Source organism: Patiriisocius sp. (assembly GCF_051252435.1).
GTDB lineage: Bacteria > Bacteroidota > Bacteroidia > Flavobacteriales > Flavobacteriaceae > Patiriisocius.
Genome location: NZ_JBPOFW010000003.1, coordinates 149,376 through 175,922 on the forward strand (window position 1 = coordinate 149,376; position 26,547 = coordinate 175,922).

The window sequence follows — 26,547 nt, forward strand, 5'->3', positions numbered from 1 at the left end:
TTTAGCTTTTCAGTCCTAAATCAATAATAAAATTAAATAATAAAACATGGCAACAGATACAGAACAAAAAGACATCCTCAGAGGAGGGCAATTTTTAGTAAAAGAAACAGCTTGTGAAGACATCTTCACTCCTGAAGATTTTACCGAAGAACAAAAAATGATGAAGGAAGCGGTTATCGAATTCAACGACCGCGAAATCATTGCAAAAAGAGCTCGTTTTGAAGCAAAGGATTATGCATTGACCGAAGAGGTAATGCGCAAAGCTGGTGAACTTGGGTTTTTAAGTGTTGCAGTGCCAGAATCGTATGGCGGACTTGACATGGGGTTTGTTTCTACTGTTCTTACTTGTGACTACATTTCTAGTGGTACCGGGTCTTTCAGTACCGCTTTTGGAGCGCACACAGGAATTGGAACAATGCCAATTACGCTCTACGGAAATGAGGAGCAAAAACAAAAGTACGTACCTAAATTAGCCTCTGGAGAATGGTTTGGTGCATATTGCTTAACTGAACCGGGCGCTGGTTCTGATGCAAATTCAGGAAAGACAACAGCACAAATTTCCGAAGATGGAAAATCATACAAAATCAACGGACAAAAAATGTGGATTTCAAATGCAGGCTTCTGTAATTTGATGATTGTTTTTGCCCGTATTGAAGATGACAAAAATATTACAGGTTTCATCGTTGAAAATGACAAAAACAATGGAATTTCAATGGGTGAAGAAGAACACAAATTAGGTATTCGTGCTTCCTCTACCCGTCAAGTATTTTTTAACGATACCGTTGTTCCCGTTGAAAATATGTTGGCTGGACGTGGCGAAGGATTTAAAATTGCAATGAATGCCTTAAACGTGGGTCGTATCAAATTAGCTGCGGCTTGTTTAGATTCACAACGTCGTGTGTTGACAACCGCTGTTCAATATGCAAACGAAAGAAAACAGTTTAAAACGCCTATTTCAGACTTTGGAGCTATTAAGGTGAAATTAGCCGAAATGGCAACCTCTGCCTATGCTGGGGAATCTGCAACATACCGTGCAGCAAAAAATATTGAAGATAGAATCGCTTTGCGCCAAGCAGCAGGAAATAGTCATCAAGAAGCAGAGCTAAAAGGCGTTGAAGAATATGCCATTGAGTGTTCTATTTTAAAAGTAGCAGTTTCTGAAGATATTCAAAACTGTGCCGATGAAGGAATCCAAATTTTTGGAGGAATGGGATTCTCTGAAGATACCCCAATGGAAGCAGCTTGGAGAGATGCACGTATCGCTCGTATTTACGAAGGAACGAACGAAATCAACCGTATGCTAGCCGTAGGGATGCTCGTTAAAAAAGCAATGAAAGGTCACGTTGATTTATTAGGTCCTGCAACGGCAGTAGCCAATGAATTAATGGGAATTCCGTCGTTTGATACGCCAGATTATTCTGAGCTCTTTTCAGAAGAAAAAGAAATGATTGCTAAATTGAAAAAGACATTTTTAATGGTTGCAGGAGCTGCCGTTCAAAAATATGGTCAAGATTTAGAAAAGCACCAACAATTATTGATTGCTGCAGCAGATATATTAATTGAAATTTATATGGCTGAATCTGCAATTCTTCGTACGGAGAAAAACGCAAAACGTTTTGGCGAAGAAGCACAGTCAGTTCAAATAGCGATGGCAAAATTGTATTTATACCACGCAGTTGATATCGTTGAAGAAAAAGGAAAAGAGAGTATTATTTCTTTTGCTGAAGGTGACGAACAAAGAATGATGTTAATGGGATTAAAGCGTTTTACGAAATATGCAAACTACCCTGATATCGTTGACCTAAGAAATGAAATTGCTGAAAAAGTAAAAGCAGAAGGTAAATACGCTTTCTAAAATTTTGAAAGATTAAGTAAGTAAGTTGATAAGTAGAAAACCTCTCAAGTCTTTATGATTTGGGAGGTTTTTATAATTAAATAATATTTATTGTAAATTAAATTTTAATCCTCCTCTACTGAAATTTCAGCTTTTGGGCTTACTTTGCTTTTTACCATCTCCATCAAAATCGCTTTCTTTTTAAAGCGGTAGGTTACTGTTTCAAAATCTCTTTTTTGAATGCGTTTAATCTGTTCTTCTGTGATGTCAAACGTACATTCGGTCATGTGACGATTTACCTGTTTTGAAAATTCAGAAGCTAATTCTTTCGTGTCTGAAATTAAACTAAAATTTCCATTCGCACTTTTAAAATCTAAAGTAGCACCATCGTATGTTTTCACACTGATGGAGGACGCCAATAACGTTTCTAAAAACAAGTAGCCACTTATTTCATTAAAACCCATATACAAATGTCCATCCTTGGACTCCCCTATTTTTTGTCCATCAACAACCTGCATAGTACGCTCATCAAAGGGTGCATCTGCTTTATTACTTCCTAAATTTGATAATCCTTTTGCTATTTTTTTGAACATCTTTTAATTTTTTCTACTAAATATATCCTTGCTACTTTTAATATTTATTGACTCAAAGTAGGTTTCGACTGCTCTCAACGGGACAAATTTCTAATCTCGATAAAACTACTCAAAAAAATTGGTACAATCTTAGTACCTTTCGTTTTCAAACCCAGTTATGATTTTATCTATTTTGAAAAACTACAAACTCCACGCTTCCCACATCCTACTTCTAACCATGTTAATTCTTTTTCCTTTCTTCGGAAATGCGCAAAATGATACGGAAATTTTCTTCATGAACATTTCAACAACAGCCGATTCTTTGGAAGTTTCAAATTTCAGAAATATATCAAACAACCCAGGGTACGATAGTCAACCTTCTTTTTTCGATAATGATAAATTACTGTATGCGGGAACCAAAAATGGACAGACCGACATCTATCAATTCTCTCTTGACTTACGCACCAAAAAACGCATAAACCTTCCTACTTCTGGCGGGGAATATTCTCCACAAAAAATCCCAAATAAAAACTCAATCGCAGCGGTACGGCTAGACACCACGGGACTTCAAAGATTATATGCGTATGAATATAACTTTCCTATGTATGGTGCCTCTACCCTACTGTTACCCGAAACTGAAGTCGCTTATTTTGCGTTTCATGATGAGAAAAAAATTGTCGCATCTGTCCTTGGTGGCAATCAATTAAATTTGGTAATCGCAAATCTTGAAACCAAGGAAGTGACACCTTATATTGAGAATTCGGGTCGGTCCATCCACAACGTTCCCAATAGTAATTCGGTGAGTTATACGCTGGTTAATGAAGATAAAAACCACGAAATTTATGTATTGAATATAGACGAGGATGGCGAGAGTTATTTTGTATGTCAACTACCCATAGGCATTCAAGACCATTGCTGGTTAAGCGATACAAAACTACTGTTGGGAAGTGGATCAAAATTACATGTGTATGATCTCTTTGAGAAACCACAGGAATGGAAAGAAGTAGCAGATTTATCAAATTTTAATATTTCAGAAATTACCCGAATCACCGTAAGCCCCGATGGAAAAAAATTAGCATTAGTTGCTGAAATAAATCAATAAAAAAACCGCAAAATAATTTAGAATGAAATATTTAAAAATCGCAATATTCCTTTTTATCACCGCCACATACGCACAAACCGATGCTAGAATCTATGAAATAATAGACAATGTTTCTGCTGAAAGAATTGAGGCAGACATCACCAAACTCGCAGGTTTCGGGACACGAAACACCTTTAGCGATACTATTAGCGACACCCGTGGCATTGGCGCGGCAAGGCGATGGATCAAATCAGAGTTTGATGCTATTTCAAAAAAATGTTCAAATTGTTTGGACGTGTTCTATCAAAAAGACTTGGTAAAAGCAGAGGGCAATGACCGCGTTCTAACCGATACTTGGGTAGTGAATGTGGTGGCAATTCAAAAAAGCACATCCGGTTCCAATCGCTATATTATTATGAGCGGCGATATTGATTCCCGAAACAGTGACGGCAGCGATTTTACAAAAGATGCGCCCGGAGCGAACGACAATGCTAGCGGAATGGCAGGTGCAATTGAAGCTGCAAGGGTGTTATCTGCCTATAAATTTGATGCAAATATTGTGTATTTAGGTTTAAGTGGTGAAGAGCAGGGATTATTTGGTGGCGCTGGGTTTGCGGCCTATGTCAAAGAAAAAGATTGGGATATCATTGGAGTTCTCAATAACGATATGATCGGAAATATTAAGGGTGTAGATGGAGTGACCAGCAATGTAGATTTTAGAATATTTAGCGAACCCGTTCCACCCACTGAAACGGATCGCGAAAGAAGAATGAGACGTTTTTATGGTGGCGAAGTAGATGGTATCTCCCGCCAATTAGCGCGCTACGTGCATAAAACCACAAAAACATATATGCCAGAAATGAACCCGATGATGATTTATCGTTTGGATAGATTTGGAAGAGGAGGGCATCATCGTCCATTTAATGATTTGGGTTTTGCAGGAATTAGAATCATGGAAGCGCATGAAAATTACACACAGCAACATCAAGACATTCGTTTTGAGAATGGTATTGAATATGGCGATATGTTGAAGTTTGTAAATTTCGGCTATGCCAAAAAATTGACAGCAGTAAATGCGATTACGATGGCCAGCTTGGCTTGGGCACCAGCATCACCTTCAGAGGTGGCTATTGGCGGAATTGTAGAACCATCTGCAAAGTTTAAATGGAACAAAGTGGAAGGCGCCGTAGGATATAAAATTTATTGGAGAGACACTACTTCGCCCACTTGGGATAATAGTAGGTATGTGGGCGATGTAACCGAATTTACACTAGAGGGTATCTTGATTGATAATTATTTCTTCGGAATTGCAGCAGTAGGTAAAGATGGTCATGAAAGTGTGGTTGTTTTTCCTAATGCGGTGTTTAGATAAAGAACTGCCAAATCAAAACTTACATTGAAGACAAAATTTTTAAATTGCAGTCACTTTTTACAACCTCGATAAAAATATGATTAGAATTATAGTAACCTCACTCCTCCTTTTTAGCATTTCAATTTCGTGTGCTCAAGAGTTTACTAAAGCCGACGAATTAAAAGGTTCAATCACTCCAGAGCGCGCTTGGTGGGATTTGCAGCACTACAAACTTGAAGTAGAAGTATTTCCGAAGAAACAAGAAATAAAAGGAACAAATACAATAACCTACCTCGTTTCAGAAGCCGAAAAAGTCATGCAGATTGATTTACAATCACCCATGCAAATTGACAAAGTGACTCAAAATGGGAAGAAATTAAAATTCAAAAGTAATGGGAATGCTCATTTCATCAAACTAAAAGAGAAGCAAAAAATAGGTGAAACAAATACGCTAGTTATTGAATTTTCGGGAGCGCCAAAAGAAGCAGTTAGGGCTCCTTGGGATGGTGGATTTAGTTGGAAACAAGATAGCAATGGAAACCCTTTTATTGCCACAGCAAACCAAGGAATAGGTGCGAGCGTTTGGTGGCCCGTAAAAGACCACCCTGCAGACGAGCCAGATAAGGGTGTTGACATGTTTTACACTGTACCGAGCGATTTGGTAGCCGTTGGTAATGGCCGCTTGATTGAAGAAACCGATAATGGAAAAACCAAAACATGGCATTGGCAAGTAACACAACCCATCAATAGCTATGGTGTGAACATCAATATTGGTGATTATGCAAATTTTGGCTATGAGCATGAAGGTTTAAAAGGTATTTTGGATGTGGATTACTATGTTTTGAAAGAAAATCTTGAAAAAGCAAAAGCGCAATTTACCCAAGTGCCGATGATGTTGCAGGCGTTTGAATACTGGTTTGGACCCTATCCTTTTTATGAAGATAGTTACAAATTGGTTGAAGTTCCTTATTTAGGTATGGAGCATCAAAGTAGTGTTACCTACGGAAATAACTATCAAAATGGATATCTAGGCAATGATTTATCAGGTTCGGGATGGGGACTTCGTTTCGACTTTATCATTATTCACGAATCTGGACACGAGTGGTTTGCAAACAATATTACAAATAAAGATGTGGCAGATATGTGGATACACGAGGGATTTACAGCATACTCAGAGAATTTATATTTGAGCTATAATTTTAGTGATGAAGCAGCGAGTGAATATGTAATTGGTACTCGTAGTAGAATCCAAAATGACCGACCTATAATTGGCACCTACAATATGGACAATGAAGGTAGTAGCGACATGTACTACAAAGGTGCAAACATATTACATACAATACGCCAACTCGTTGAAGACGATAAAAAATGGCGGTCAATCTTGACTGGTTTGAATAAAGATTTCTATCACCAAACGGTAACTACAAATCAAGTTGAAGAGTATATAAGTGAAAAAGCAGGAATTGATTTAACTGAATTCTGGAATCAATATTTAAGGACCACTCAAATTCCAAAACTAGAATATAAGTATTCTTCAAACCAATTGAGCTATCGCTATGTCGATATCATTGAAGGATTTGACATGCCTGTTATCATGAACATCAATGGAAAAGAACATTGGATTCAACCCAATGCAGAGTGGCAAACTTTTGAGAACATTGGTGACATTCGCGAGGCCAGCGTGAAGGAAGACTTTTATGTAAACTCGAAAATCGTTCAATAGTGAAAGAAAGACCTTCTTTATATTTTCCGCGTGATGTTGAATGGTATGATTGGTTATTAAAAAATCACGATAAATTTCCGCAGGGAGTTTATCTTATTTTTCATAAAATTGAGAAAGAAGTACCTTCTATGCTTTGGGAAGAAGCCGTAAAAGTTGCATTGTGTTTTGGTTGGATTGATAGTACGGTTAAAAGTTTAGGCGATGGAAAACGACAACAATATTTTTGCCCTCGGAATCCTAAAAGCACCTGGAGCGCACTCAATAAAACATACATAAAGGAATTAGAAAGTGCTGGACTCATACAAGAATCTGGCTGGAAATCAATAAATATAGCAAAGAAATCTGGAAATTGGACGGCGATGGACGGTCCCGAAAAAGGAATCATTCCTCCCCTACTCCAAAAGGCATTTAAAGAAAATAAAGAAGCTTTTGATTTCTACCAATCACTAACACCCGGCTATCAAAAAAGCCATTTACGTTGGCTCGCAACCGCAAAAAGAGAAGAAACTCAACTAAAGCGCATCGCTGAAATTATCAAGTTATGTAAGAATAAGATAAAGTCTAGAAACTAAATTATTTATATGATTTAGAATTGACAAAAGAAAAAATCGATTTTAAAACCTTTTTATACCTTCGGAAATTTTACTTCTCCAAAAACGTTTCAGAAGCTTCAAACAAATTGTCTGAAACCTTTACGAACTTAACGTCTGTGATTTCAGCATTCCCTATTTGTTTTCCAAACCCCTTTTCCGAAGTCCATTCCCAAAATCTCCATTTTGTTGCGATAGGCACTCCCAAAACAGTTTCATAATTTTCATATGTAATGGCATGCGGATCAGCCTCTGCTTCTGCCTTTGTTTTACCCAGCGTGACAATATAGGCCGCCGCTTCCAACCTATTTGTTTGAGTGTCTGTATATACTACATACCAGTCATCGGGCGCGTCACCAGTGCCATCAGTAAATGTTAACTTTCTTGTGTTGTACTCTTTTTTATTGTAGTTTCTCTTTTCAATTTCGCCCCAGCGAGTTCCCTTGTCTGCAAATTTATAAGGCATTGCAAAGAAATAAGACCACGTGTACGCATTGAATCGCACGCGTTCATTTTCGGCTAAACCCGGTGCTGCGAAAACTCCATTTTCGTTTGTGATAATGGTATTTCCGTCCTCTAAATCTATCCGACCACGACCACTATTTGTGAGCAACGTCATTTTCCCTTTTAAAATTTCGGTATCGCCAAAAGTTATAGCAACGTTGAATGAAACGGCTTCTCTCAACATAAAAGCATCTCTATTTTGTGCTTTTTCAATAAGACCCACAAGGCTGTCAACATTTCGCTTTGGCGTTTCGACTTCAATGGAATTATTTGTATTCTCTTCGGAAATTTTATTGTCTTTACAAGAAAACAACAGCATTGCAAAACTGAAAATAACTATAATATGTTTCATTGTTCTATTTTTTACAAAAATGCAAATGAAAAAAGAAACAATACCACAATTAGTGAAAAATTAAGGTTTAGCCAATCCTCTGCTTTTAGTATCTTTAGCTCTTCAACAAAAATATGCTCACATGCGCACGCAACTAACTGCCTTACTTATTTTACTTTCTATTTCGCTTTTTGCTCAAAAGGATAAAGAAGAAGAAAAATGGGATGTTTCAAATCCAGGAAAATCCTTCAATTACAAACCACACAGTTTTACTACTACCGAAGGTACTTGGATGAATCTCGATGTCAGCCCTAATGGACAAACGATTGTTTTTGATTTGCTGGGCGATATTTATTCGATGCCAATTTCAGGAGGAAAAGCTAAAGTATTACGCAGTGGTATTCCATTTGAAGTGCAACCCAGATTTTCACCAGACGGAAGTAAAATCTCCTTTACAAGCGACGCTGGCGGTGGAGATAACATTTGGGTGATGGATGCAGATGGCAGCAACGCAAACCAAATAACAAAAGAAGATTTTAGATTATTGAACAACGCCGTGTGGATGCCCGACGGAAATTACCTCGTTGCCCGTAAACACTTTACCTCAGGAAGAAGTCTTGGTGCCGGCGAAATGTGGCAATATCATATTACAGGAGGCAGCGGACTTCAATTGACCGAACGTAAAAACGACCAGCAAGATGTCAATGAGCCATATATTTCGGCAGATGGAAACTATATGTATTATTCTGAAGATATGTATCCAGGCGGGAATTTTGAATACAACAAAGACCCCAATAGCCAAATCTACGTGATCAAACGCTACAATTTTAAAACGGGAAAGACAGAAACAATCACAGGAGGTCCCGGTGGGGCAGCGCGTCCCACGGTTTCACCTGACGGGAAAATGCTCGCATTTGTAAAACGTGTGCGAGAAAAAACGGTTTTGTATGTGCACAACCTAGAAACAGGCGAGGAATATCCATTGATAGATACCTTAAACAAAGACCAACAAGAGGCCTGGGCAATTTTTGGCGTTTATCCTAATTTTGATTGGATGCCCAATAACAATGAAATTGTATTTTGGAGCGGAGGTAAAATTCATAAAATTAACTTGACGTCTTTGGCAGTAACAAACATTCCTTTTGAAGCTAAAGTGAAGATTGATTTAGCCGAAACGGTACACACCTCCACCCCCATCGAGCGCGATGAATTTACAGCAAAAGTAATTAGAGACGCACAAACTTCTCCAGACGGAAAGACACTTGTTTTTAATGCCCTCGGACAAATTTATAAGAAACAACTCCCTAACGGAACACCAGTAAAATTAACACAAGGCACCGATTTTGCATTCGAACCTACCTTCTCCCCAAACGGAAACGAAATAATTTTCGTTACTTGGAACGATATCGAAAAAGGTGCCATTTTTAAAATGAATATTAATGGTGGAACACCCGTAAAATTAACTTCGGAAAAAGGGATTTATCGCACACCCCGCTTTTCATCAAATGGTACAATGATTGTCTATGTTAAAGAAGATGGCAATAGCGACCAAGGAAATTCTTTCACTAAAAATAGCGGGATTTACACCATGACTTCCGAAGGAAAAAACAACAAAAAACTAGAAGGTGCCAATGGTGAAAATCCACGATTTAATGCAGACGATTCGCGTATTTTTGTACAAACAGGCGGGACGTACTTCGGAAATTTGACAAAGAAATTAGTTTCGTACAACCTCAACGGAAACGACGAACAAGAGCATGTAATTTCAAAATATGCAAATCATATTGTTCCCAGCCCGGATAATAAATGGGTGGCATTTTCAAATCTACACAAGGTATATATTGCGCCCATGCCGCAATTGGGCAAGCCATTAACGCTTGACGGAAAAAGCGATACCGTTCCCGTTCAACAAATAGCGAAAGATGCTGGGGTAAATATTCATTGGTCACCAGATAGTAAAAAAGTAATGTGGACATTGGGTGACGAATATTTCAGTAATACTTTGCAAGAAAAATTCAGTTTTGTTCCCGGCGGAAATTCCAAACCATCACCTATGCCAGAAAGCGGAATAAAAGTAGGGTTGCAAGGCCAAGTCAATAATCCAAATGGTCGTATCGCATTTAGTAATTGCCGTATCATCACCATGAACGGTGACGAAGTGATTGAAGATGGTGTTATCATTATCAACGGAAATAAAATTGAAGCCATTGGAAAATCGGGTGAAGTACCCATTCCAAGTGATGCAAAAATATTTGCCGCTGCAGGAAAAACAATTATGCCTGGTTTTGTAGATAGTCACGCACACATTGGTGCTTTTAGAAGTGGACTTCCGGCTCAAAATAATTGGCAATTTATGGCAAATCTTGCTTTTGGTGTTACCACTGCACACGACCCATCTGCAAATACCGAAACTGTGTTTACACTGAGTGAATTGCAAAAGACAGGACAATTAACTGGTCCTCGTCTCTTTTCAACAGGATTTATATTATATGGAGCAGATGGTGATTTTAAAGCAGTCATTAATAATATTGACGATGCCCGAAGCAGCATTCGCCGCACAAAAGCCTTTGGTGCAAAAAGTGTAAAGAGTTATAATCAACCTCGCCGCGAGCAACGCCAGCAAGTATTACAAGCGGCAAGAGAGCAAGGAATAAATGTTGTACCCGAAGGTGGCTCTACATTCTTTCACAACCTAACGATGGTAATCGATGGACATACCGGTGTCGAGCATAACATTCCTGTAGCTCCTGTTTATAAAGATGTATTAGAAGTTTGGGGCAACAGTGGCTCTGGCTACACCCCTACGTTGATAGTAAACTACGGCGGACTCAACGGAGAGTTTTACTATTATCAACGCGATAATGTTTGGGAAAATGAAAAGCTTTTAACCTTTACACCGAGAGCAATTATTGACAGTCGTTCAAGACATCGCCAAATGGTTCCAGAAAAGGAATATGAAAATGGACATATCTTAGTTTCAAAAACTACAAATGATTTGGCAAAAGCTGGTGTAAAAGTAAATATGGGTGCCCATGGACAATTACAAGGATTGGGCGCACATTGGGAAACGTGGATGCTCGCAGCGGGCGGAATGAGCAACCACGAAGCGTTAAAAGCAGCAACAATCAATGGAGCAAACTATATTGGCGCAGGAAATGACATTGGCTCCCTCGAAGTGGGAAAACTAGCCGATTTAATTGTCCTTGACAGAAATCCGTTAGAGGATATCGAAAACACACAATACATAAAAAACGTAGTGCAAAACGGACGTATTTATGACGCAAACACCATGAACGAAATAGGAAACTACTCGTCAAAACGCCCTCCATTTTATTGGGAAGTGAATGGCTATAACCCATCGTTTGAGTGGCACGAGGATTCAAACGGATTTACGCATCAAGGGTGCCAGCATTGATATAAAGTAGAAAATAGAGATTTTTAAATTTCTACTAATTGGTGGCAACAATTAAGAACTATAAAACCTTAACGTTTAACCTTTCACCTATGCGTCCCTATTGGCAATTTTACAAAGACATCTTTCTATTTGTAGCGGGGTTTTCGTTTGTGGGTGTAATTGCTTTTGGGGTTTTTTGGGGGTTCTTTTTCTTTATTTCTTTGGGACTTTTGTTCGGGTTTTACGCGTTTCAATTCTTTAAGAAAAATGAATTTTATAGCTATAATAATCTAGGAATTACAAAATGGAAATTATACAGAGCCTCATTTGCAATTAATCTTTTGATTGGGCTACCCGTTTTTTCACTACTATTTATCTTAATTTCATTAATCATTGGCGACTTTAGTCTTACATCACGTTTCTAAATCTTTTGGAACAAAACAAGTCTTAAAAGATGTTTCGTTTCGGTTGGAGACGGGAGATATTTTGGGGCTTTTCGGTCGCAATGGTTCGGGGAAATCTACATTGCTCAAAGTGCTCTTCGGAAATATGAAAGCCGAAAGTTTAAAGGTGAGCATCAATAATAAAGAAATTAAAATTTCAGAAGTCATTCCAAAACAGCTTATTGGATATCTACCCCAAGACCCGTTTTTACCAAAACAAGCCAAAGTGAGAGATATTATCCCAATGTTTCATAGTGGAGAGGCCGAGCAAGACCGTATTTTTTATGACCCGAACATTGCAACGATGACCGATAATAAAATGAGCGATTTGTCGCACGGCGAGCGCAAATATTTTGAAGTGGTTTTGATGAGCTACCTCCCACATCCGTTTTTGATGCTCGATGAACCTTTTTCAATGCTGGAACCTTTGCACAAAGAACGATTGAAAACGTTTTTGACTTCGGTTTCAAAAATGAAGGGGATTATTATCACAGATCATTATTATAACGATGTGCTAGAAATCAGTTCACAAAATATTGTCATTAAAGACGGTGTAGGGCATCTAGTAAAAGCTATTGAAGATTTGAAAAGATTGAATTATATTAGTTGAAATGAAAGATTTAATCATCAGAACCCAGCAGTTAATTGGATTACTTTTTTTAGAGTTGATCCTATTTTAAGTTCACAGTATTAGGAAAGTATTTTTCTTCGTAAGGTAGGTTTCGACTGCGCTCAACCAGACAATTGATATTCTATTAAAATTATTATACCATATTTAACTTTTTCAACCACAAACCATAAACAATTATCAATCATAAACCATGAATTATCACCTAGCCCAACTTAACCTTGCAGATGCCATCGCAGATATGGACTCGCCAATTATGGCCGATTTTGTAAACAACACAGACCGCATCAATGCGCTTGCGGCAAAAAGTCCCGGGTTTGTATGGAGTTTAGAGGAAAGTAGCGAGGATGAAAAGGAAGACAGGGTAGCTATTTTTGGCAAAGAAAGTCTGTTGGTCAACATGACAGTTTGGGAGGATAAACAATCACTTTTTGACTTTGTGTATAAATCTATGCACAAGGATATAATGATTCGTAAAAAAGAATGGTTTGCAAAAATGCCTAAGATGCACATGGTTTTATGGTTTGTTCCTGTGGGACAGCAACCAACGATTTCTGAAGGAAAAGCACGTCTAGAACATTATAGAGCACATGGGGCGACAGGTTTTGCATTTAACTTTAGAGATGACTTTTCACCAAACAATAACGCATAAAAAAAGACCCCGAATTGCTTCGAGGTCTTTTATTCTATTTAGTTTGACTTAATTATGCTTTTGGCATAATCACAGTGTCGATAGCATGTATTACTCCGTTTGAAGCGTCAACATCTGCCATAACAACTGTTGCAGTTTTTCCATTAGCATCTTTAATCATTACTTTTCCGTCTTTTTCCATCAAAGTAATATTTTGACCAGCTAAGGTTGTAACATTGTATGCGTTGTTGTTATCTTTAATTGCTTTCATAACATCTGCAGCCTTAAACTCACCTTTTACAACGTGGTAAGAAAGTAAATTTTGCAATTTAGCTTTATTCTCATCTTTCAATAAGTTATCTAAAGTTGCTTTTGGCACTTTTGCAAATGCGTCATTTGTTGGAGCAAATACTGTATACTCCCCTTCATTCATAAAAGTTTCAGCTAATCCTGCTTGCTTTAAAGCTGTAACTAATGTTGAGAAATTTTCATTCCCCATAGCTACTGCTGCAATAGTATTTTTATCAAATTCCATTTTAGCCATTTTAGCTTCGTTTTCAGCTTCTTCAGCTGCAGCTTTAGCTTCCATTTCCATTTTTTCTGCTTCAGCTTTTGCTTCAGCTTCTTTCTTTTTTGTGTCGTCGCAAGAGGCAAATAACATACCTACAACCGCTAACGATAATAACATTTTTGTAATTTTCATAATCTTTGTTTGTTTAGTGTTTAACATTGTGTTGTAAATGTACTTTGAGTATTTGCCAATTTTTACTAAAAGAAATTAATTTTTCGTTAAATTAGTTGATTACCCACTCCTTTTCGACATAGGACTTTAAATAACGTTGTAGCTCACTTCGGAAATTTTAAAATTTTATATCTTTAGAATATAAATAATAAACCCAATTAATAAATCATGGTTAAAGCAAAATATCAAAACGTATTAGACTTAGGTGAAAAACTTAAAATACAAAACGGAGACGTCAAAGTTGACGGAGATAAATTACATATTTCAGGAGTAGCGAACACACAATATGATAAAGACAGACTTTGGGATGAAATCAAAGCATCTGGTGGTGAAAACCCTTCTGATATCATGGCGGACATCAATGTAGCAGACACAACAGTTTATGCAAGACATACCGTTGAAAGCGGAGAGTCTTTAAGCAAAATCGCAAAACACTATTACAAGGACCCAATGAAATACAATGCTATTTTTGAAGCTAACAAAAACATCCTCAAAAATCCGGATACGATTCACCCCGGACAAGAATTGGTTATTCCTAATATGTAATATTAGATTTTAAATCCAAAACTAATTAAAAATGTAAATGCCCATTGACTTATCAATGGGCATTTACTTTTAAAGAAATATATTAATATGATTAACTTTTAATTTTAAAACCAATCAACATCATCATTATTGAAGTCCGCTAATGTATCCTCCATAAACATCTTTAAACCTCATCCCATCAGTTAAATTATATTTGCTCAATTTTTTCATTTCAACCAATGCCCAAAGAATAAACTCTTTGAAAAATGGTTTGTCTTTTTCTGAAATCTCCGGGGCATATTCCTTCAGTAAATCATCCAAAGGTTCAATTCGGTCTAATTGCAATTGGTATTCGGTATCATCCAACGTTTCCAAAAGTTCAAAACTGCTTTGCTCAAAGAACCAAGCTACTACTTCTGCATATGGGTCAATGTCTCCAGCTTTTTGTAATTTTTCAATCTTTGGGAAATATTCTAGAAATTGGCTTTTAACAGCATCTGCAATCAGTTGATTGGCTACTACATTCGCTCCTTCTTGTTCTCCCTCGTAGACTAATTCTACTTTACCAGTAATGGCAGGAATAATTCCTAAAAAGTCACTGAGCCTTACCGAAGTTTTTTCATCTCCATTATGCAACGCTCTACGCTCTGCCGTACTTAATAGATTTTGAAAAGCACTAATACTCAAACGAGCACTTACGCCACTCTTGGCATCAATAAATTCACTCTCTCTAGCTTCAAAACTTATTTGTTCAATGATATCCTTTGCCAACTCTGGCACGTAAACATTCCCTTTTTCTTCGGAAGCTTCTGCCGTTTCTTGTTGGGTAATCGTGCGTGCTATTTTTAAATCGTGCGGATAATGTGTTAAAATTTGAGAACCGATTCTATCTTTTAAAGGAGTTACAATACTTCCTCTATTGGTATAATCTTCAGGATTTGCTGTAAATACAAATTGGATATCCAAAGGCAATCGCAACGCAAAACCTCGAATTTGAATATCCCCCTCTTGTAAAATATTGAACAGTGCTACTTGAATACGTGCCTGTAAATCTGGTAATTCATTAATTACAAAAATACAACGATTCGCTCGTGGAATCATACCAAAATGAATTACTCTATCATCTGCGTACGTTAATTTCAAATTCGCAGCTTTAATAGGGTCAACGTCACCAATTAAATCGGCAACCGTTACATCGGGTGTGGCCAATTTTTCAGCAAAACGTTTGTCTCTGTGCAACCAAGAAATGGGCGTTTTATCTCCATGCTCTTCCAGTTCATTTTGAGAATAGCGTGAAATTGGAGCAAATGGGTCGTCATTGATTTCACTACCTGCTACCACTGGTACATATTCATCCAACAATGAAACCATTTGGCGCGCCAAACGCGTTTTTGCTTGTCCCCTCAACCCTAATAAATTAATGTTATGTTTAGAAAGAATGGCGCGTTCCAATTCTGGAATTACAGTAAATTCATAACCATGAATCCCTTCAAAGACCACTTCTTTCTTCATCATCTTTTGAAGTAAGTTTCTCCTAAGTTCTTCTTTTATTGTCTTGTGAGCATATCCGGCTTTCTTTAAATCACCGAATGTTTTTATATTTTCTATATTCATTTCCATAGTATCTTTTTCTCTTAGTTTTATTCAAATTTTACTCCTGCAACTATCGCAACTTTCGTTTTCTGTTATTCTCATAATCTGTAAAAATCATTTCACCGAGTCCTTGTAAGCCGGTATAAAATGCTTTTCCTTGATTTGCTTCTGTAAAATTATCTACAAATTGTTGCAAATATGGGTCACTAGCAATCATAAATGTAGTTATGGGAATATGTAATTTTCTTGCTTGCGCCGCCATCATATAACATTTGTTTACAATATGCTCATCAAGACCATTACTATTTTTATAATAACGGCCGTCGGGTAAACGGAGGCAACTTGGTTTGCCATCGGTTATCATAAAAATTTGCTTGTTTGTATTGCGTTTTCGACGCAACATATCCATCGCTAGTTCTAATCCCGCCACCGTGTTTGTATGGTAGGGACCAACGTTCAAATAAGGTAAATCTTTAATTTTAATGGGCCAAGCATCGTTTCCGAAGACAAGAATATCAAGTGTATCTTTTGGATAGCGCGTGGTAATCAATTCGCTGAGCGCCATTGCTACTTTCTTTGCGGGCGTAATTCTATCCTCGCCGTACAAAATCATGGAGTGACTAATATCAATCATCAACACCGTACTCATTTGCGATTTGTGCATCGACTCTTCAACTACTAAATCGTTCTCCGTCAAGCGGAAATTTTCTGCGCCGTTATTAATTTGAGCATTTTTTATACTTTCGGTCATCCGGATATTATTCAACCCGTCGCCAAATTGATAATTTCTGAAATCCCCTGATTGTTCATCACCGCTCCCCACATATTTAGTTTTGTGGTTCCCTTGCCCGCTTCTTTTAATTTTTCCGAAAATTTGTTCTAAAGCACGTTTCCGAAGAGAACGTTCCAGCTTTTCGGTAATCGAAAGTCCACCTTTACCATCGCCTTTGCCATCGCCTCCTTTACCGTCGGGTTTAAACTCTTCACGGATAAAACCGCGTTCCTTTAACTCTTCAATAAAATCATCAATGGTATAATCTGCCGTAGTCAATTCGTACTCCTTATCAAGTTGGCGCAGCCAGTCAATGGCTTCATCAAAGTCGCCAGAGGTATGCGTAATGAGTTCTTGAAAAACTTCAAAAAGACGGTCAAAAATGGATTGCTCTTTAGGAGTGTGTTTTGTAAAAACAAAACCTGTACGGGGTGGGCTCTTCTTCATGTTCTAAAATTACGACATATTAGTTTAAGAAATTACTGCCAACTGTTAAACAAAAGTTAGAATATTTTATTCTACTTTTTTAAAATATGTAATTAAAAAAAGGCCAATATAATATTGGCCTTAAATTGTAAAGTTTATTTGAGATTAATTAATCCTCATAAATAACTTTTGCGTTTTTTACTCTATCGTCTAAATCGTTCATAGATTTAACGTAGGTATTAGCATTATTAAATTTTCTATTAGGACGATTTCCAACTATAATGTATTTTACATCTAAGTCTGGAGCGTTCAATTCAACTTGGTCGCTAATTCGCATTTTCTTTCCATCAAGTTTGTCATCATTTTCCTCTAGCTCAGCAATAACATAGAGTCTATTATTATCTGCTCTAATTTGTTTGATTTCAAGATCTGCTCCTTTTTCATAAACTTCGGTTTCTACTAAAAGAGTACGTTCCATTTTATCCTCTCCGGGCATATCAAAATCTATAATTGGAACTTCAACTTCTTCTTCTTCCATAACAATAACTACCTTTGGCACTTCTACCATTTTGGTTGTAGTTCTCACATCCACGTCCATCCAGTCAACTTCATATTCAGGGATGTTTCCTTCTTCAGTTGTGACATCGACATCTACTTCGGGAAGTTCTAAGTCTCCTTTTTTCTTAATATCACAACTTGTAATTGCAAGTGTTGCTGCTAATGCTCCTGTTAAAAATAATTTAGTTTTCATAATTTCAAAATTTTAATGTTAATTGGTTATTTTATTTATTGAGATATATCAATCATTCATTTATGCTTATTATTCATTCACTATAAATGCATGAATTACACCTGGTAACCAAAAAATCATTGTTAGTATTAAATTGATTAAAAAGTTTTTTCCCAAACCGTGTTTTAAAAAAACAGCTAATGGCGGAAGTAGAATATTTAAGATAATTGTTAAGATTGACATAAATTGATTTGTTTAATTTCTTACAAAGTTACATTTTGACATGGCTTTAAAAGTTAACACTCTACTAATTAGTAGAGTATTAACAGAATCTAAAATCGAAATTCAAAATAACAATATAACTCCAAACACGCTGTTTTTAAAGGATTTTAAAAACTAATTGAGATAAATACACAACCATTATTTTAGGAATAGTTTATGATTTTCGATTGTTAAAATTGATGATTTATCTGTACCAAATTATAATTTTATTAGGAAAATCTTCTATATATAATCTACCCATCTCATTTAAACGCATATTATAAGGCCATCTAAAATTTACGTATTAACTAATATAAAAATATACGAGTATTGAACTCCCCCTCTCCAAAAACGACAAGGTGGATAATGGATTGGAAAAAATTAAAAATGGAAAATAAAGACTTTGTTTTTGTTTTTTAATGAAATCTTACGGAATGGGTATTTAGTTTTTTATCTTTAAATCTGACGAATTTCCAAAATATAAAAATCGTTTATCAAGTAAATATGAAAAAACTACTCTTTCTCCTGCTCATTTCCGCAGTTAGTATTACCTCGGCACAAGAAATCAAAAACGACATTTTAAAAGAAATGCAACCCAGAAATATAGGTCCTGGCGGAATGTCTGGCCGTGTTACCTCGATTGACGTAGTAACTGAAAATCCAGACATCATGTATGTAGGTACCGCGAGTGGTGGACTTTGGAAATCAACCAGTGGCGGTATAAAATGGGCCCCCATTTTTGATAATGAAAAAACGGCATCTATTGGTGCGGTGGCTATTCAGCAATCAAATCCTTCTGTTATTTGGGTTGGAACGGGCGAAGGAAATCCGCGAAACAGTTTAAATGGTGGTTACGGAATTTACAAATCACTAGATGCAGGCCGCACTTGGACATCCATGGGGTTAGAAAAAACGAGGCACATTCATAAAGTAATTATCGACCCTACAAATCCAGACGTCGTTTATGTAGGTGCCATTGGTTCTCCTTGGGGAATTCACGAGGAACGTGGTGTTTATAAAACTACAAATGGTGGAGATACGTGGGAACGTATTTTATTTCAGAATACAAAAACAGGAGTTGCAGATATGGTAATGGATCCCACAAACCCAAACAAACTTATTGTGGCAATGTGGGAACATAAAAGAGACCCTTGGTTCTTTAAAAGTGGTGGCGAAGGCTCTGGATTGTTTATCACACATAATGGAGGAAAAACTTGGGAAGAACGCACCGATAAAGATGGATTGCCAAAAGGCGAATTGGGCCGCATTGGGCTAGCCATTGCCCCCAGTAAACCAAACATAATTTATGCATTGGTAGAAGCAAAAAAGAACGCTTTATATAAATCAACAGACGGTGGATTTACTTGGAAGAAAATAAATGACAAAAGCGATATTGGTAATCGCCCCTTTTATTACAGTGACATTTTTGTAGATCCTCAAAATGAAAACAGAGTCTATTCTGTGTTTACGTATGTAAATGTGAGTGAAGATGGCGGAAAGAATTTTGAAGAATTAATGCCAGCGTATGGCGTGGACAATGGAGTACATCCAGATCATCATGCTTGGTGGATTCATCCAAAAAACGGAAATTTAATGATGGATGGAAATGATGGTGGAATGAACATCACCAGAGACGGCGGTAAATCATGGCGTTTTATAGGAAATCTTCCCGTAGCGCAGTTTTATCACATCAACGTTGATAACGAATATCCTTACAATGTTTACGGAGGAATGCAGGATAATGGTAGCTGGAGAGGCCCTGCGTATGTTTGGAAAGCACAGGGAATTCGCAACAGCTACTGGCAGGAAATTAGTTTTGGTGATGGTTTTGATGTCGTGCCAGACCGCGACGATAGCCGCTATGGCTGGAGTATGAGCCAACAAGGTTCTGTTAGTCGCTACGACCATATTACAGGAAATAATTATACGATTAAACCAACGCACCCAGATCCAGATGTTGAGCTTCGGTTTAATTGGAACAGTGCCATAAATATTGACCCTTTTGACAATAGCACCATTTACTTCGGAAGCCAGTTTGTTCATAAATCGACCGATAAAGGACTTACTTGGAGAACGATTTCGCCAGACTTAACAACCAACGACCCGGAAAAACAAAAGCAAGGAGAAAGTGGAGGATTGACAATGGACGCGACAGGTGCCGAAAACCACACAACCATTTTAGTCATTGAACCTTCTCCAGTTGAAAAAGATGTTTTGTACGTAGGCACAGATGATGGTCGCGTGCACGTGAGCAAAAATGGCGGACAATCTTGGGACGAAATTTCTAAACTTCCGGGACTTCCCGCTGGTAGCTGGATTACCCAGATTAAAGCAAGTAACAAAACCAACGGCGAGGCATTACTGGTTGCCAATAATTACCGAAGATTTGACTACAAATCCTATGCGTACCGCACCACAAACTACGGTGCTACTTGGAATAGAATTGTGGATGAAAATGATACAGAAAGTTATACGCTGTCTATTCTAGAAGACACAAAAGAAAAAAACTTGCTCTTTTTAGGGACAGATGACGGTCTCTATTATTCTACAAATGCTGGAGATAATTGGACAAAATGGACACACGGATTTCCTACGGTTTCAGTAAAGGATTTAGTGATTCAGGAACGTGAGGATGATTTGGTGATTGGAACATTTGGTCGTGCGGCTTGGGTTTTAGATGATATTCGTCCGTTGCGAGCGATTGCAAAAGACAAAAATATTCTCAACTCAAAACTCAAAGTTTTTGAACCGCCAGTGGCATATCAAGCGGCGTTTCAACAGCCCACGGGAAGCCGATTTGGCGGTGATGCCATGTATAATGGAGAAAACAGAGACGGAGGTGCACGTATATCGTATTATTTTAAAAGCGACAGCAAAGCCGAAATGAATAACAATAAAGAAGATGAGGATGAAAAGGATGATGAAAAAGACGAAATGGACGATGAGCCAAAAATTTCAGAAGAAAAAATGGAAGGGCCCGGAAAAGACTCCATCTATATGAAAATATACGACGGCGACAGATTGATAAGAACCTTAAAAAGAAAAGTACCCGATAGTACAGGAATCTACAAATGGCGCTGGAGAATGGACGAAGCTGGAGTTTCTCGCCCCTCTCGAAGCATTCGTAATTCAACAAGGGAATCTGGTGGAACTGATGTTAAACCTGGAATATATAAAGTTGAGCTTTTGCATGATGATGTCATTACTCAAACAATGATTAAAGTAGAAAGTGACCCTCGATTAGAAGTTTCAGAAAAAGCGATTAATGATAGTTACAATGCTTCAAAAGAAATTGAAAAGATGACGGCTTCGGCAGCAGATGCAGTGCGTCAATTGGTGGAGAGTAAAGAAACTGCTTCAAATTTCAGAAAGAAAATGAAGGATGAGGCGGAGGAAAATTCCGAAGAAAAAGACCTTTATAAAGAAGAGCTAAAAGCAAGCAAAGAGATTGCTGAAAAAATTGACGATTTAATCGCCCTTTATATTGGTAAAGAAGATAAGCGCCAAGGAATTACTCGTAATCCCGAGGTCACCGTTATGAATAGAATTGGAACAGCAGGTTGGTATAGCGGCAGTCGCCCAAATGGTTTAACGACGACCGAGCGCACTTTAATAAAGCAAGCAAAAGATGAACTTAAAGAAGCCGTGACAAAAACAAATGCTTTTTTTAGTACAGACTGGCAGGAATATAAAAATAAGATGAAAGCAATTGATATTCCTGTTTTCAAGGAAACCAAACTCATAAAAATTGACTAACCAAACAAACTCTATAACGTAATAAAGAATGAGAAAAATATTTGTATTCGTATTATTAGGAATGTGCCTCCATTCAATAAACGCTCAAGAAATTACCCCAAATGATGGTCAAGATAATTTTGGTTCTTGGACCATGTTTTTTGCAAATGCGAGACTTTCAGAACGCATTAGCATCAGTCCAGAAATTCAATATAGAACGTACGAGTTTGGCTCCAACTTTAATCAATTATTAATACGCAATGGTGTTAATTGGCATATTACAGACAAAGCCGCGGCGACTTTAGGATATGGTTATATTTCAACAGACGGCACATTTGAAGAACCGGCGGGAGAGGAAAACACCATTGAGCATAGATTGTATGGCCAATTCACAATTAAGAATTCTCTTTGGAAATTTAAGTCCACCCATCGTTACCGTTTTGAACAACGTTTTATAGATACGCCCAATGGAGAAAACGACACACAATACAGAGCACGTTATCTATTGAGACTAACATATCCCTTAACCGAAAAATGGTTTTTGTCTGCTTATGATGAAATCTTTATAAATCTACAAGAGCCCATTTTTAGCCAAAATAGATTGTATGCCGCCGTAGGATATACTTTTAACAAAAACCTTTCAACACAAATAGGATATCTCAAAAATCATTTTACCGGAAGCAACTATGATCGTTTTCAATTAGGTTTTTGGTACAACATAGATTTTAGAGGAGAAGATAATAACGCCCTTGAATAATAGTATTTTAAAATTGAAAGCCTATGAAATCATCAAAAATTACATTTACAAACGCTCAAGGAACAACGCTTTCTGGCCGCATGGATTTACCGCTGGAACAAGAACCACATAATTTTGCCATTTTTGCGCACTGCTTTACCTGTACAAAAGACTTTAGCGCCGTTCGTAATGTAAGCAAAGCCTTAGCGAGTGAGGGATTTGGTGTGTTGCGTTTTGATTTTACGGGATTGGGCGACAGCGATGGTGATTTTGCGGATACTAATTTTTCAAGCAATGTAGCCGATTTGGTAGAGGCTGCAGATTTTCTTGCAAAGGAATACAAAGCTCCTTCATTAATAGTAGGACATTCTTTGGGTGGAGCGGCAGCGATTTTTGCGGCTTCGGAAATTTCTAGTGTGCAAGCACTTGCCACGATTGGAGCTCCAAGTAACCCTGTGCATGTGAAGAAACAATTTGGTACCCAAGCCGAAATTATCGAAAACGACGGACAAGCAAACGTAACACTTGCTGGACGTGATTTTACATTCAAAAAGCAATTTTTTGATGACCTCGACAAACAAAGTTGCGAAGCTGCCGCAGCAAAACTTGACGGAAAAGCATTGCTCATTTTACACTCCCCGCAAGACGCAACGGTTTCTATAAAAAATGCAGAGGAAATTTATCACGCGGCAAAACATCCCAAAAGTTTTGTAACGCTTGATGGCTCAGAGCACTTATTGATTGACAAAAAAAATGCCGCGTATGTAGGTAAAGTGATTGCAGGCTGGGCAGCCCGCTACATCCAAGTTCCTTTACCCGAAGTAATAAAATCAACGCATCAAGTAGTGGCAAGTCTAGATGACGAAGATGGATTCACCACATTACTCAAATTGGGATCCCATTACATTAAGGCAGATGAGCCCGTTCGAGTGGGTGGAAACGATTATGGCCCTACACCTTATGAATTAATGGCAGGAAGTCTTTCTGCATGTACTGCAATGACAATACAGATGTACGCAAAACGAAAAGGGTGGCTTATTGAAAATGTAGAAGTACACACAAGTTATTCCAGAGATTATGCAGTAGACTGTGAAAATTGCGAGGCAAATGAAACGAGTAAAATTGACACTTTTCACCGTGAAATAAAATTTATTGGTAACCTCGATGAAAAACAACGCAAACGTTTATTACAAATAGCCGACAAATGTCCCGTGCATAAAACACTAAATACCGAAACCCAAATTATTACCGCAATTATCTAAAGTTGCCTATGCTCAAATCAAAAAAATATGAAGTCACAAAAGATGGTAAATATTATCTTACCCTTCCAGAAGAGTTGGCTGAACAATTTTTAAATGCTGGACATAAACGTGCAAAAGTAGTAGTATCATTTAATGGTGAAGAAATTTATTTTCATGCCGCTATTAGAAAAATAAAAGGGTTGTACCGAATGATGTTTAGTAAGCAACATCAAAAACAGCTTGGTATGTATCCATCTGATTATTTTACGATTCAATTTTTTGAAGATACAACAAAATACGGTGTCGAAATGCCCGAAGAACTTGATGCTGTTTTAGAAAGCGACCCAGAATTTATGGACATTTTTAAATCGTTAACCGATGGCAAAAAAAGAAATTTGATTTACACCATTAAACGTTATAAAAATTCGCAGACTAAAATAGACAAGGCAATTCTTATTTCTGAAAATTTAAAGAGAGGGATTAAAGACCAAAGACAATGGTTGAAGGTTCATTAAATTGATTTAAAAAGTTTAATAAACACCCACTTATTCTCATTTGGGAGGTGGTAAAAACTTGTTATGTTTGTTGTTTATAATATATAACTATTTATGAAACATAAAATTATTGCCCTTGCACTTCTTTTGGGGATGACCCTAATTCAGGGATGTTGCTTTAGTGGCTGCCCAGATGATATTGGCGGTGAGCCAATTTTTGAATCACAGTACGAACCTATTTATTTAGAACGTTCGGTTTTTGAACAAAGCATCGCGAAGGAGTCAGCGAGACCTATTGAAAATTCGGGGAAGATTTATGTTTTTGGTGACTTACTTTTTGTGAATGAAAAGTATAAAGGCTTTCATATTTTCTCAAATACAAACCCAAGCAATCCGCAAGCTGTAGCATTTTTAAAAATTCCCGGAGTGACTGATATGGCAATTAGAAACAATGTCTATTTTTTTAACCAAGCAGTAGATTTAGTCGCTGTGGATTTCAATCCATTAACGACAACTCCACCCGCAGTTACAAAAAGAGTGATTGAAACCTTCCCTCCTATCCAATCGCCAGATGGCTTTCTGCCTTATGATATTCCAGAAAATAATATTGTCGTTGGATGGCAATTAAGAAATTAAAGAGATGAAAAAGTTATTATACATAGTATTTGCCATGATGCTCATTGTGGGATGTGATTCAGATAGTTCGAATGACAGTTTTATTGAATCCAATGGCAGCGACGGGCAAGGTGGCTCACTCGCTATCTTTGCGTTGGTAGGCGATTACTTATACGGAGTGGATTATGAAGGGTTGAATGTTTTTAATATTTCTGCACCCAATGACCCTGTAAAAGTGAACGAGGTGAATATCAGTTTTGATATTGAAACCCTCTTTAGCTATGGGGAATATTTGTACATAGGTTCGCAAAACGGAATGTATATCTATTCCATCGAAAACCCCGAATTTCCACAATTCGTGGCAGAGGCAACACATTTAACGGGATGCGACCCCGTTGTAGCTTCTCAAAATACTGCTTACGTTATTTTATGGTCAGATTTGGGCTGCGGAAATAATGCAAACCAATTAGAAATTTATGATGTTACCGAAATTACAAATCCAATACTCCTAAGTACAAGGGGATTAACATTTCCGAAGGGAATGGGACTTTATGGTGACTATCTTTTTGTTTGCGACGATGAAATCAAGGTTTTTAACGTGAGCGACCCAACAAACACGATATTGGTTCATAACATTAGCAGGCTTGCATTTGATGTTATAATAAGAGATAATCTTTTAATTGCAATAGGTGACAATGGTTTGTATCAGTACCGTCTTGATGCTTCAAACATTGAGAATACTACTTTTTTAAGCAGTCTCGAGTTTTAAACTTTTCATAATTTTTTGTCTGCGGAAATGTTAAACAGTATCTTAGTAGAACTATTAACCGAAATAAAAATTAAGACATGAAAAAAATAGCAATAGTTACACTTAGTATATTGGCAATATCATTTACTAGTTGTAAAAATGACAAGAAAGATTCAGAAAATTCTGAAATGGATAATACTAATGAAGAAATGGTTTCTTCAAACGAAGTTTCAAAAAAGGTAAGTTTTAAACTCGAATCAAAAAGCGACAGCCAAGCAACGGGTGACGTGGCTTTTTCACAAAAGGGAGATATGGTAATGTTTGAAGCTTCACTTTCAGGTTTAAAACCTGGAATGCACGCAATACACATTCATGAAAATGCAGACTGTTCTGCGGCTGACGGTAAATCGGCTGGTGGACACTGGAACCCAACCATGCAAGACCACGGTAAATGGGGAAGTCAATCTGGGTATCACAAGGGTGATATTGGAAATTTTAGAGTAGATGAAGATGGAACAGGAAGCGTGAGCATGCAAACCAATGAGTGGTGCATTGGCTGCGGTGACAACACAAAAGATATTTTAGGTAAATCGATTATCGTTCACGAAGGACAAGATGATTTTAAATCACAACCTTCTGGAGATGCTGGCGCAAGAATGAGCTGTGGTGGTATCATTGAATAATCACAATTTTATATATAGCAAAAACCGATTGAAATCTCAATCGGTTTTTTTACTATGGGGCTTTTTAGCGGCACTACAATCATCGTGCTTAAGTTTTGTTTCATAGCTACTTACTATATTCAAAAACAATACCATTATTTTAATAATGTATAATATTTCCGTAA

General features: G+C 37.3%; 24 protein-coding genes. 17 read left to right on the forward strand and 7 right to left on the reverse strand.

Annotation, left to right across the window (positions count from 1 at the left end; translation table 11 throughout):
• Positions 1 to 46 precede the first annotated feature (46 nt).
• Positions 47 to 1,855: an acyl-CoA dehydrogenase family protein gene (locus ACSHW7_RS08150; protein WP_435678848.1), complete on the forward strand. Its 1,809-nt coding sequence runs from the start codon at positions 47 to 49 to the stop codon at positions 1,853 to 1,855.
• 104 nt (positions 1,856 to 1,959) lie between these two features.
• Here ACSHW7_RS08150 and ACSHW7_RS08155 read toward each other — a convergent pair whose 3' ends face one another.
• Positions 1,960 to 2,427: a hypothetical protein gene (locus ACSHW7_RS08155; RefSeq protein ID WP_435678849.1), complete on the reverse strand. Its 468-nt coding sequence runs from the start codon at positions 2,425 to 2,427 to the stop codon at positions 1,960 to 1,962.
• Positions 2,428 to 2,584: 157 nt separating this feature from the next.
• On the opposite strand from ACSHW7_RS08155, the gene ACSHW7_RS08160 reads away from it, so the two are divergent.
• The 4 genes from ACSHW7_RS08160 (at position 2,585) to ACSHW7_RS08175 (ending at position 7,133) form a co-directional block, all read left to right on the forward strand.
• Positions 2,585 to 3,508, forward strand: a complete 924-nt coding sequence (locus ACSHW7_RS08160) for a hypothetical protein (RefSeq protein WP_435678850.1) — start codon at positions 2,585 to 2,587, stop codon at positions 3,506 to 3,508.
• 22 nt (positions 3,509 to 3,530) lie between these two features.
• On the forward strand, positions 3,531 to 4,859 hold the full coding sequence (locus ACSHW7_RS08165) for a M28 family peptidase (protein WP_435678851.1): 1,329 nt from the start codon (positions 3,531 to 3,533) through the stop codon (positions 4,857 to 4,859).
• A gap of 76 nt (positions 4,860 to 4,935) precedes the next feature.
• A complete protein-coding gene (locus ACSHW7_RS08170) occupies positions 4,936 to 6,561 on the forward strand; it encodes a M1 family metallopeptidase (protein WP_435678852.1) in 1,626 nt (541 codons plus the stop codon).
• Complete coding sequence (locus ACSHW7_RS08175) at positions 6,561 to 7,133, forward strand: YdeI/OmpD-associated family protein (protein ID WP_435678853.1); 573 nt, start codon at positions 6,561 to 6,563, stop codon at positions 7,131 to 7,133. Before ACSHW7_RS08170 ends, ACSHW7_RS08175 begins: the two co-directional genes overlap by 1 nt.
• Before the next feature lie 70 nt (positions 7,134 to 7,203).
• On the opposite strand, the gene ACSHW7_RS08180 is transcribed toward ACSHW7_RS08175, so the two are convergent.
• Positions 7,204 to 8,007, reverse strand: a complete 804-nt coding sequence (locus ACSHW7_RS08180; protein WP_435678854.1) for a hypothetical protein — start codon at positions 8,005 to 8,007, stop codon at positions 7,204 to 7,206.
• Between the two features lie 121 nt (positions 8,008 to 8,128).
• Here ACSHW7_RS08180 and ACSHW7_RS08185 point away from each other — a divergent pair, with 121 nt between their 5' ends.
• The 4 genes from ACSHW7_RS08185 to ACSHW7_RS08200 all read left to right on the forward strand — a co-directional run bounded on the left by ACSHW7_RS08185 (position 8,129) and on the right by ACSHW7_RS08200 (position 13,103).
• Positions 8,129 to 11,401: an amidohydrolase family protein gene (locus ACSHW7_RS08185; protein WP_435678855.1), complete on the forward strand. Its 3,273-nt coding sequence runs from the start codon at positions 8,129 to 8,131 to the stop codon at positions 11,399 to 11,401.
• Positions 11,402 to 11,490: 89 nt separating this feature from the next.
• Positions 11,491 to 11,805: a hypothetical protein gene (locus ACSHW7_RS08190; protein ID WP_435678856.1), complete on the forward strand. Its 315-nt coding sequence runs from the start codon at positions 11,491 to 11,493 to the stop codon at positions 11,803 to 11,805.
• Positions 11,774 to 12,433 carry an ATP-binding cassette domain-containing protein gene (locus tag ACSHW7_RS08195; RefSeq protein WP_435678857.1) on the forward strand — a complete coding sequence of 220 codons (660 nt, stop codon included), beginning with the start codon at positions 11,774 to 11,776 and terminating at the stop codon, positions 12,431 to 12,433. Before ACSHW7_RS08190 ends, ACSHW7_RS08195 begins: the two co-directional genes overlap by 32 nt.
• Positions 12,434 to 12,644: 211 nt before the next feature.
• The gene (locus ACSHW7_RS08200; protein WP_435678858.1) at positions 12,645 to 13,103 is read left to right on the forward strand and encodes a DUF3291 domain-containing protein; all 459 of its coding nucleotides are present in this window, start codon (positions 12,645 to 12,647) and stop codon (positions 13,101 to 13,103) included.
• 52 nt (positions 13,104 to 13,155) lie between these two features.
• Here the strand turns inward: ACSHW7_RS08200 and ACSHW7_RS08205 are convergent, their stop codons facing one another.
• Positions 13,156 to 13,785, reverse strand: coding sequence for a fasciclin domain-containing protein (locus ACSHW7_RS08205; protein ID WP_435678859.1), 630 nt, complete (start codon positions 13,783 to 13,785; stop codon positions 13,156 to 13,158).
• Positions 13,786 to 13,992: 207 nt separating this feature from the next.
• Here ACSHW7_RS08205 and ACSHW7_RS08210 point away from each other — a divergent pair, with 207 nt between their 5' ends.
• The gene (locus ACSHW7_RS08210; RefSeq protein ID WP_435678860.1) at positions 13,993 to 14,370 is read left to right on the forward strand and encodes a LysM peptidoglycan-binding domain-containing protein; all 378 of its coding nucleotides are present in this window, start codon (positions 13,993 to 13,995) and stop codon (positions 14,368 to 14,370) included.
• A gap of 126 nt (positions 14,371 to 14,496) precedes the next feature.
• Here ACSHW7_RS08210 and ACSHW7_RS08215 read toward each other — a convergent pair whose 3' ends face one another.
• From ACSHW7_RS08215 to ACSHW7_RS08230, 4 genes are all read right to left on the reverse strand, one after another.
• Positions 14,497 to 15,963, reverse strand: a complete 1,467-nt coding sequence (locus ACSHW7_RS08215; protein ID WP_435679130.1) for a magnesium chelatase — start codon at positions 15,961 to 15,963, stop codon at positions 14,497 to 14,499.
• Positions 15,964 to 16,012: 49 nt separating this feature from the next.
• Positions 16,013 to 17,161, reverse strand: a complete 1,149-nt coding sequence (locus tag ACSHW7_RS08220; RefSeq protein ID WP_435678861.1) for a vWA domain-containing protein — start codon at positions 17,159 to 17,161, stop codon at positions 16,013 to 16,015.
• Positions 17,162 to 17,309: 148 nt separating this feature from the next.
• A complete protein-coding gene (locus ACSHW7_RS08225; RefSeq protein WP_435678862.1) occupies positions 17,310 to 17,891 on the reverse strand; it encodes a hypothetical protein in 582 nt (193 codons plus the stop codon).
• A gap of 69 nt (positions 17,892 to 17,960) precedes the next feature.
• Positions 17,961 to 18,113, reverse strand: a complete 153-nt coding sequence (locus ACSHW7_RS08230; RefSeq protein ID WP_435678863.1) for a YqaE/Pmp3 family membrane protein — start codon at positions 18,111 to 18,113, stop codon at positions 17,961 to 17,963.
• 522 nt (positions 18,114 to 18,635) lie between these two features.
• Here ACSHW7_RS08230 and ACSHW7_RS08235 point away from each other — a divergent pair.
• The 7 genes from ACSHW7_RS08235 to ACSHW7_RS08265 all read left to right on the forward strand — a co-directional run bounded on the left by ACSHW7_RS08235 (position 18,636) and on the right by ACSHW7_RS08265 (position 26,383).
• Positions 18,636 to 21,887 carry a VPS10 domain-containing protein gene (locus tag ACSHW7_RS08235; RefSeq protein ID WP_435678864.1) on the forward strand — a complete coding sequence of 1,084 codons (3,252 nt, stop codon included), beginning with the start codon at positions 18,636 to 18,638 and terminating at the stop codon, positions 21,885 to 21,887.
• 28 nt (positions 21,888 to 21,915) lie between these two features.
• Positions 21,916 to 22,623: a DUF2490 domain-containing protein gene (locus ACSHW7_RS08240; RefSeq protein WP_435678865.1), complete on the forward strand. Its 708-nt coding sequence runs from the start codon at positions 21,916 to 21,918 to the stop codon at positions 22,621 to 22,623.
• A gap of 23 nt (positions 22,624 to 22,646) precedes the next feature.
• Entirely contained in the window at positions 22,647 to 23,864 is a 1,218-nt protein-coding gene (locus ACSHW7_RS08245; protein ID WP_435678866.1) for a bifunctional alpha/beta hydrolase/OsmC family protein, read from the forward strand.
• A gap of 8 nt (positions 23,865 to 23,872) precedes the next feature.
• Positions 23,873 to 24,358 carry a YdeI/OmpD-associated family protein gene (locus ACSHW7_RS08250; RefSeq protein ID WP_435678867.1) on the forward strand — a complete coding sequence of 162 codons (486 nt, stop codon included), beginning with the start codon at positions 23,873 to 23,875 and terminating at the stop codon, positions 24,356 to 24,358.
• A 93-nt stretch (positions 24,359 to 24,451) separates the two neighbouring features.
• Positions 24,452 to 24,973, forward strand: a complete 522-nt coding sequence (locus ACSHW7_RS08255) for a hypothetical protein (RefSeq protein WP_435678868.1) — start codon at positions 24,452 to 24,454, stop codon at positions 24,971 to 24,973.
• A gap of 4 nt (positions 24,974 to 24,977) precedes the next feature.
• Complete coding sequence (locus ACSHW7_RS08260; RefSeq protein ID WP_435678869.1) at positions 24,978 to 25,721, forward strand: LVIVD repeat-containing protein; 744 nt, start codon at positions 24,978 to 24,980, stop codon at positions 25,719 to 25,721.
• A gap of 77 nt (positions 25,722 to 25,798) precedes the next feature.
• Complete coding sequence (locus ACSHW7_RS08265) at positions 25,799 to 26,383, forward strand: superoxide dismutase family protein (RefSeq protein WP_435678870.1); 585 nt, start codon at positions 25,799 to 25,801, stop codon at positions 26,381 to 26,383.
• The last annotated feature ends 164 nt before the right edge of the window (positions 26,384 to 26,547 follow it).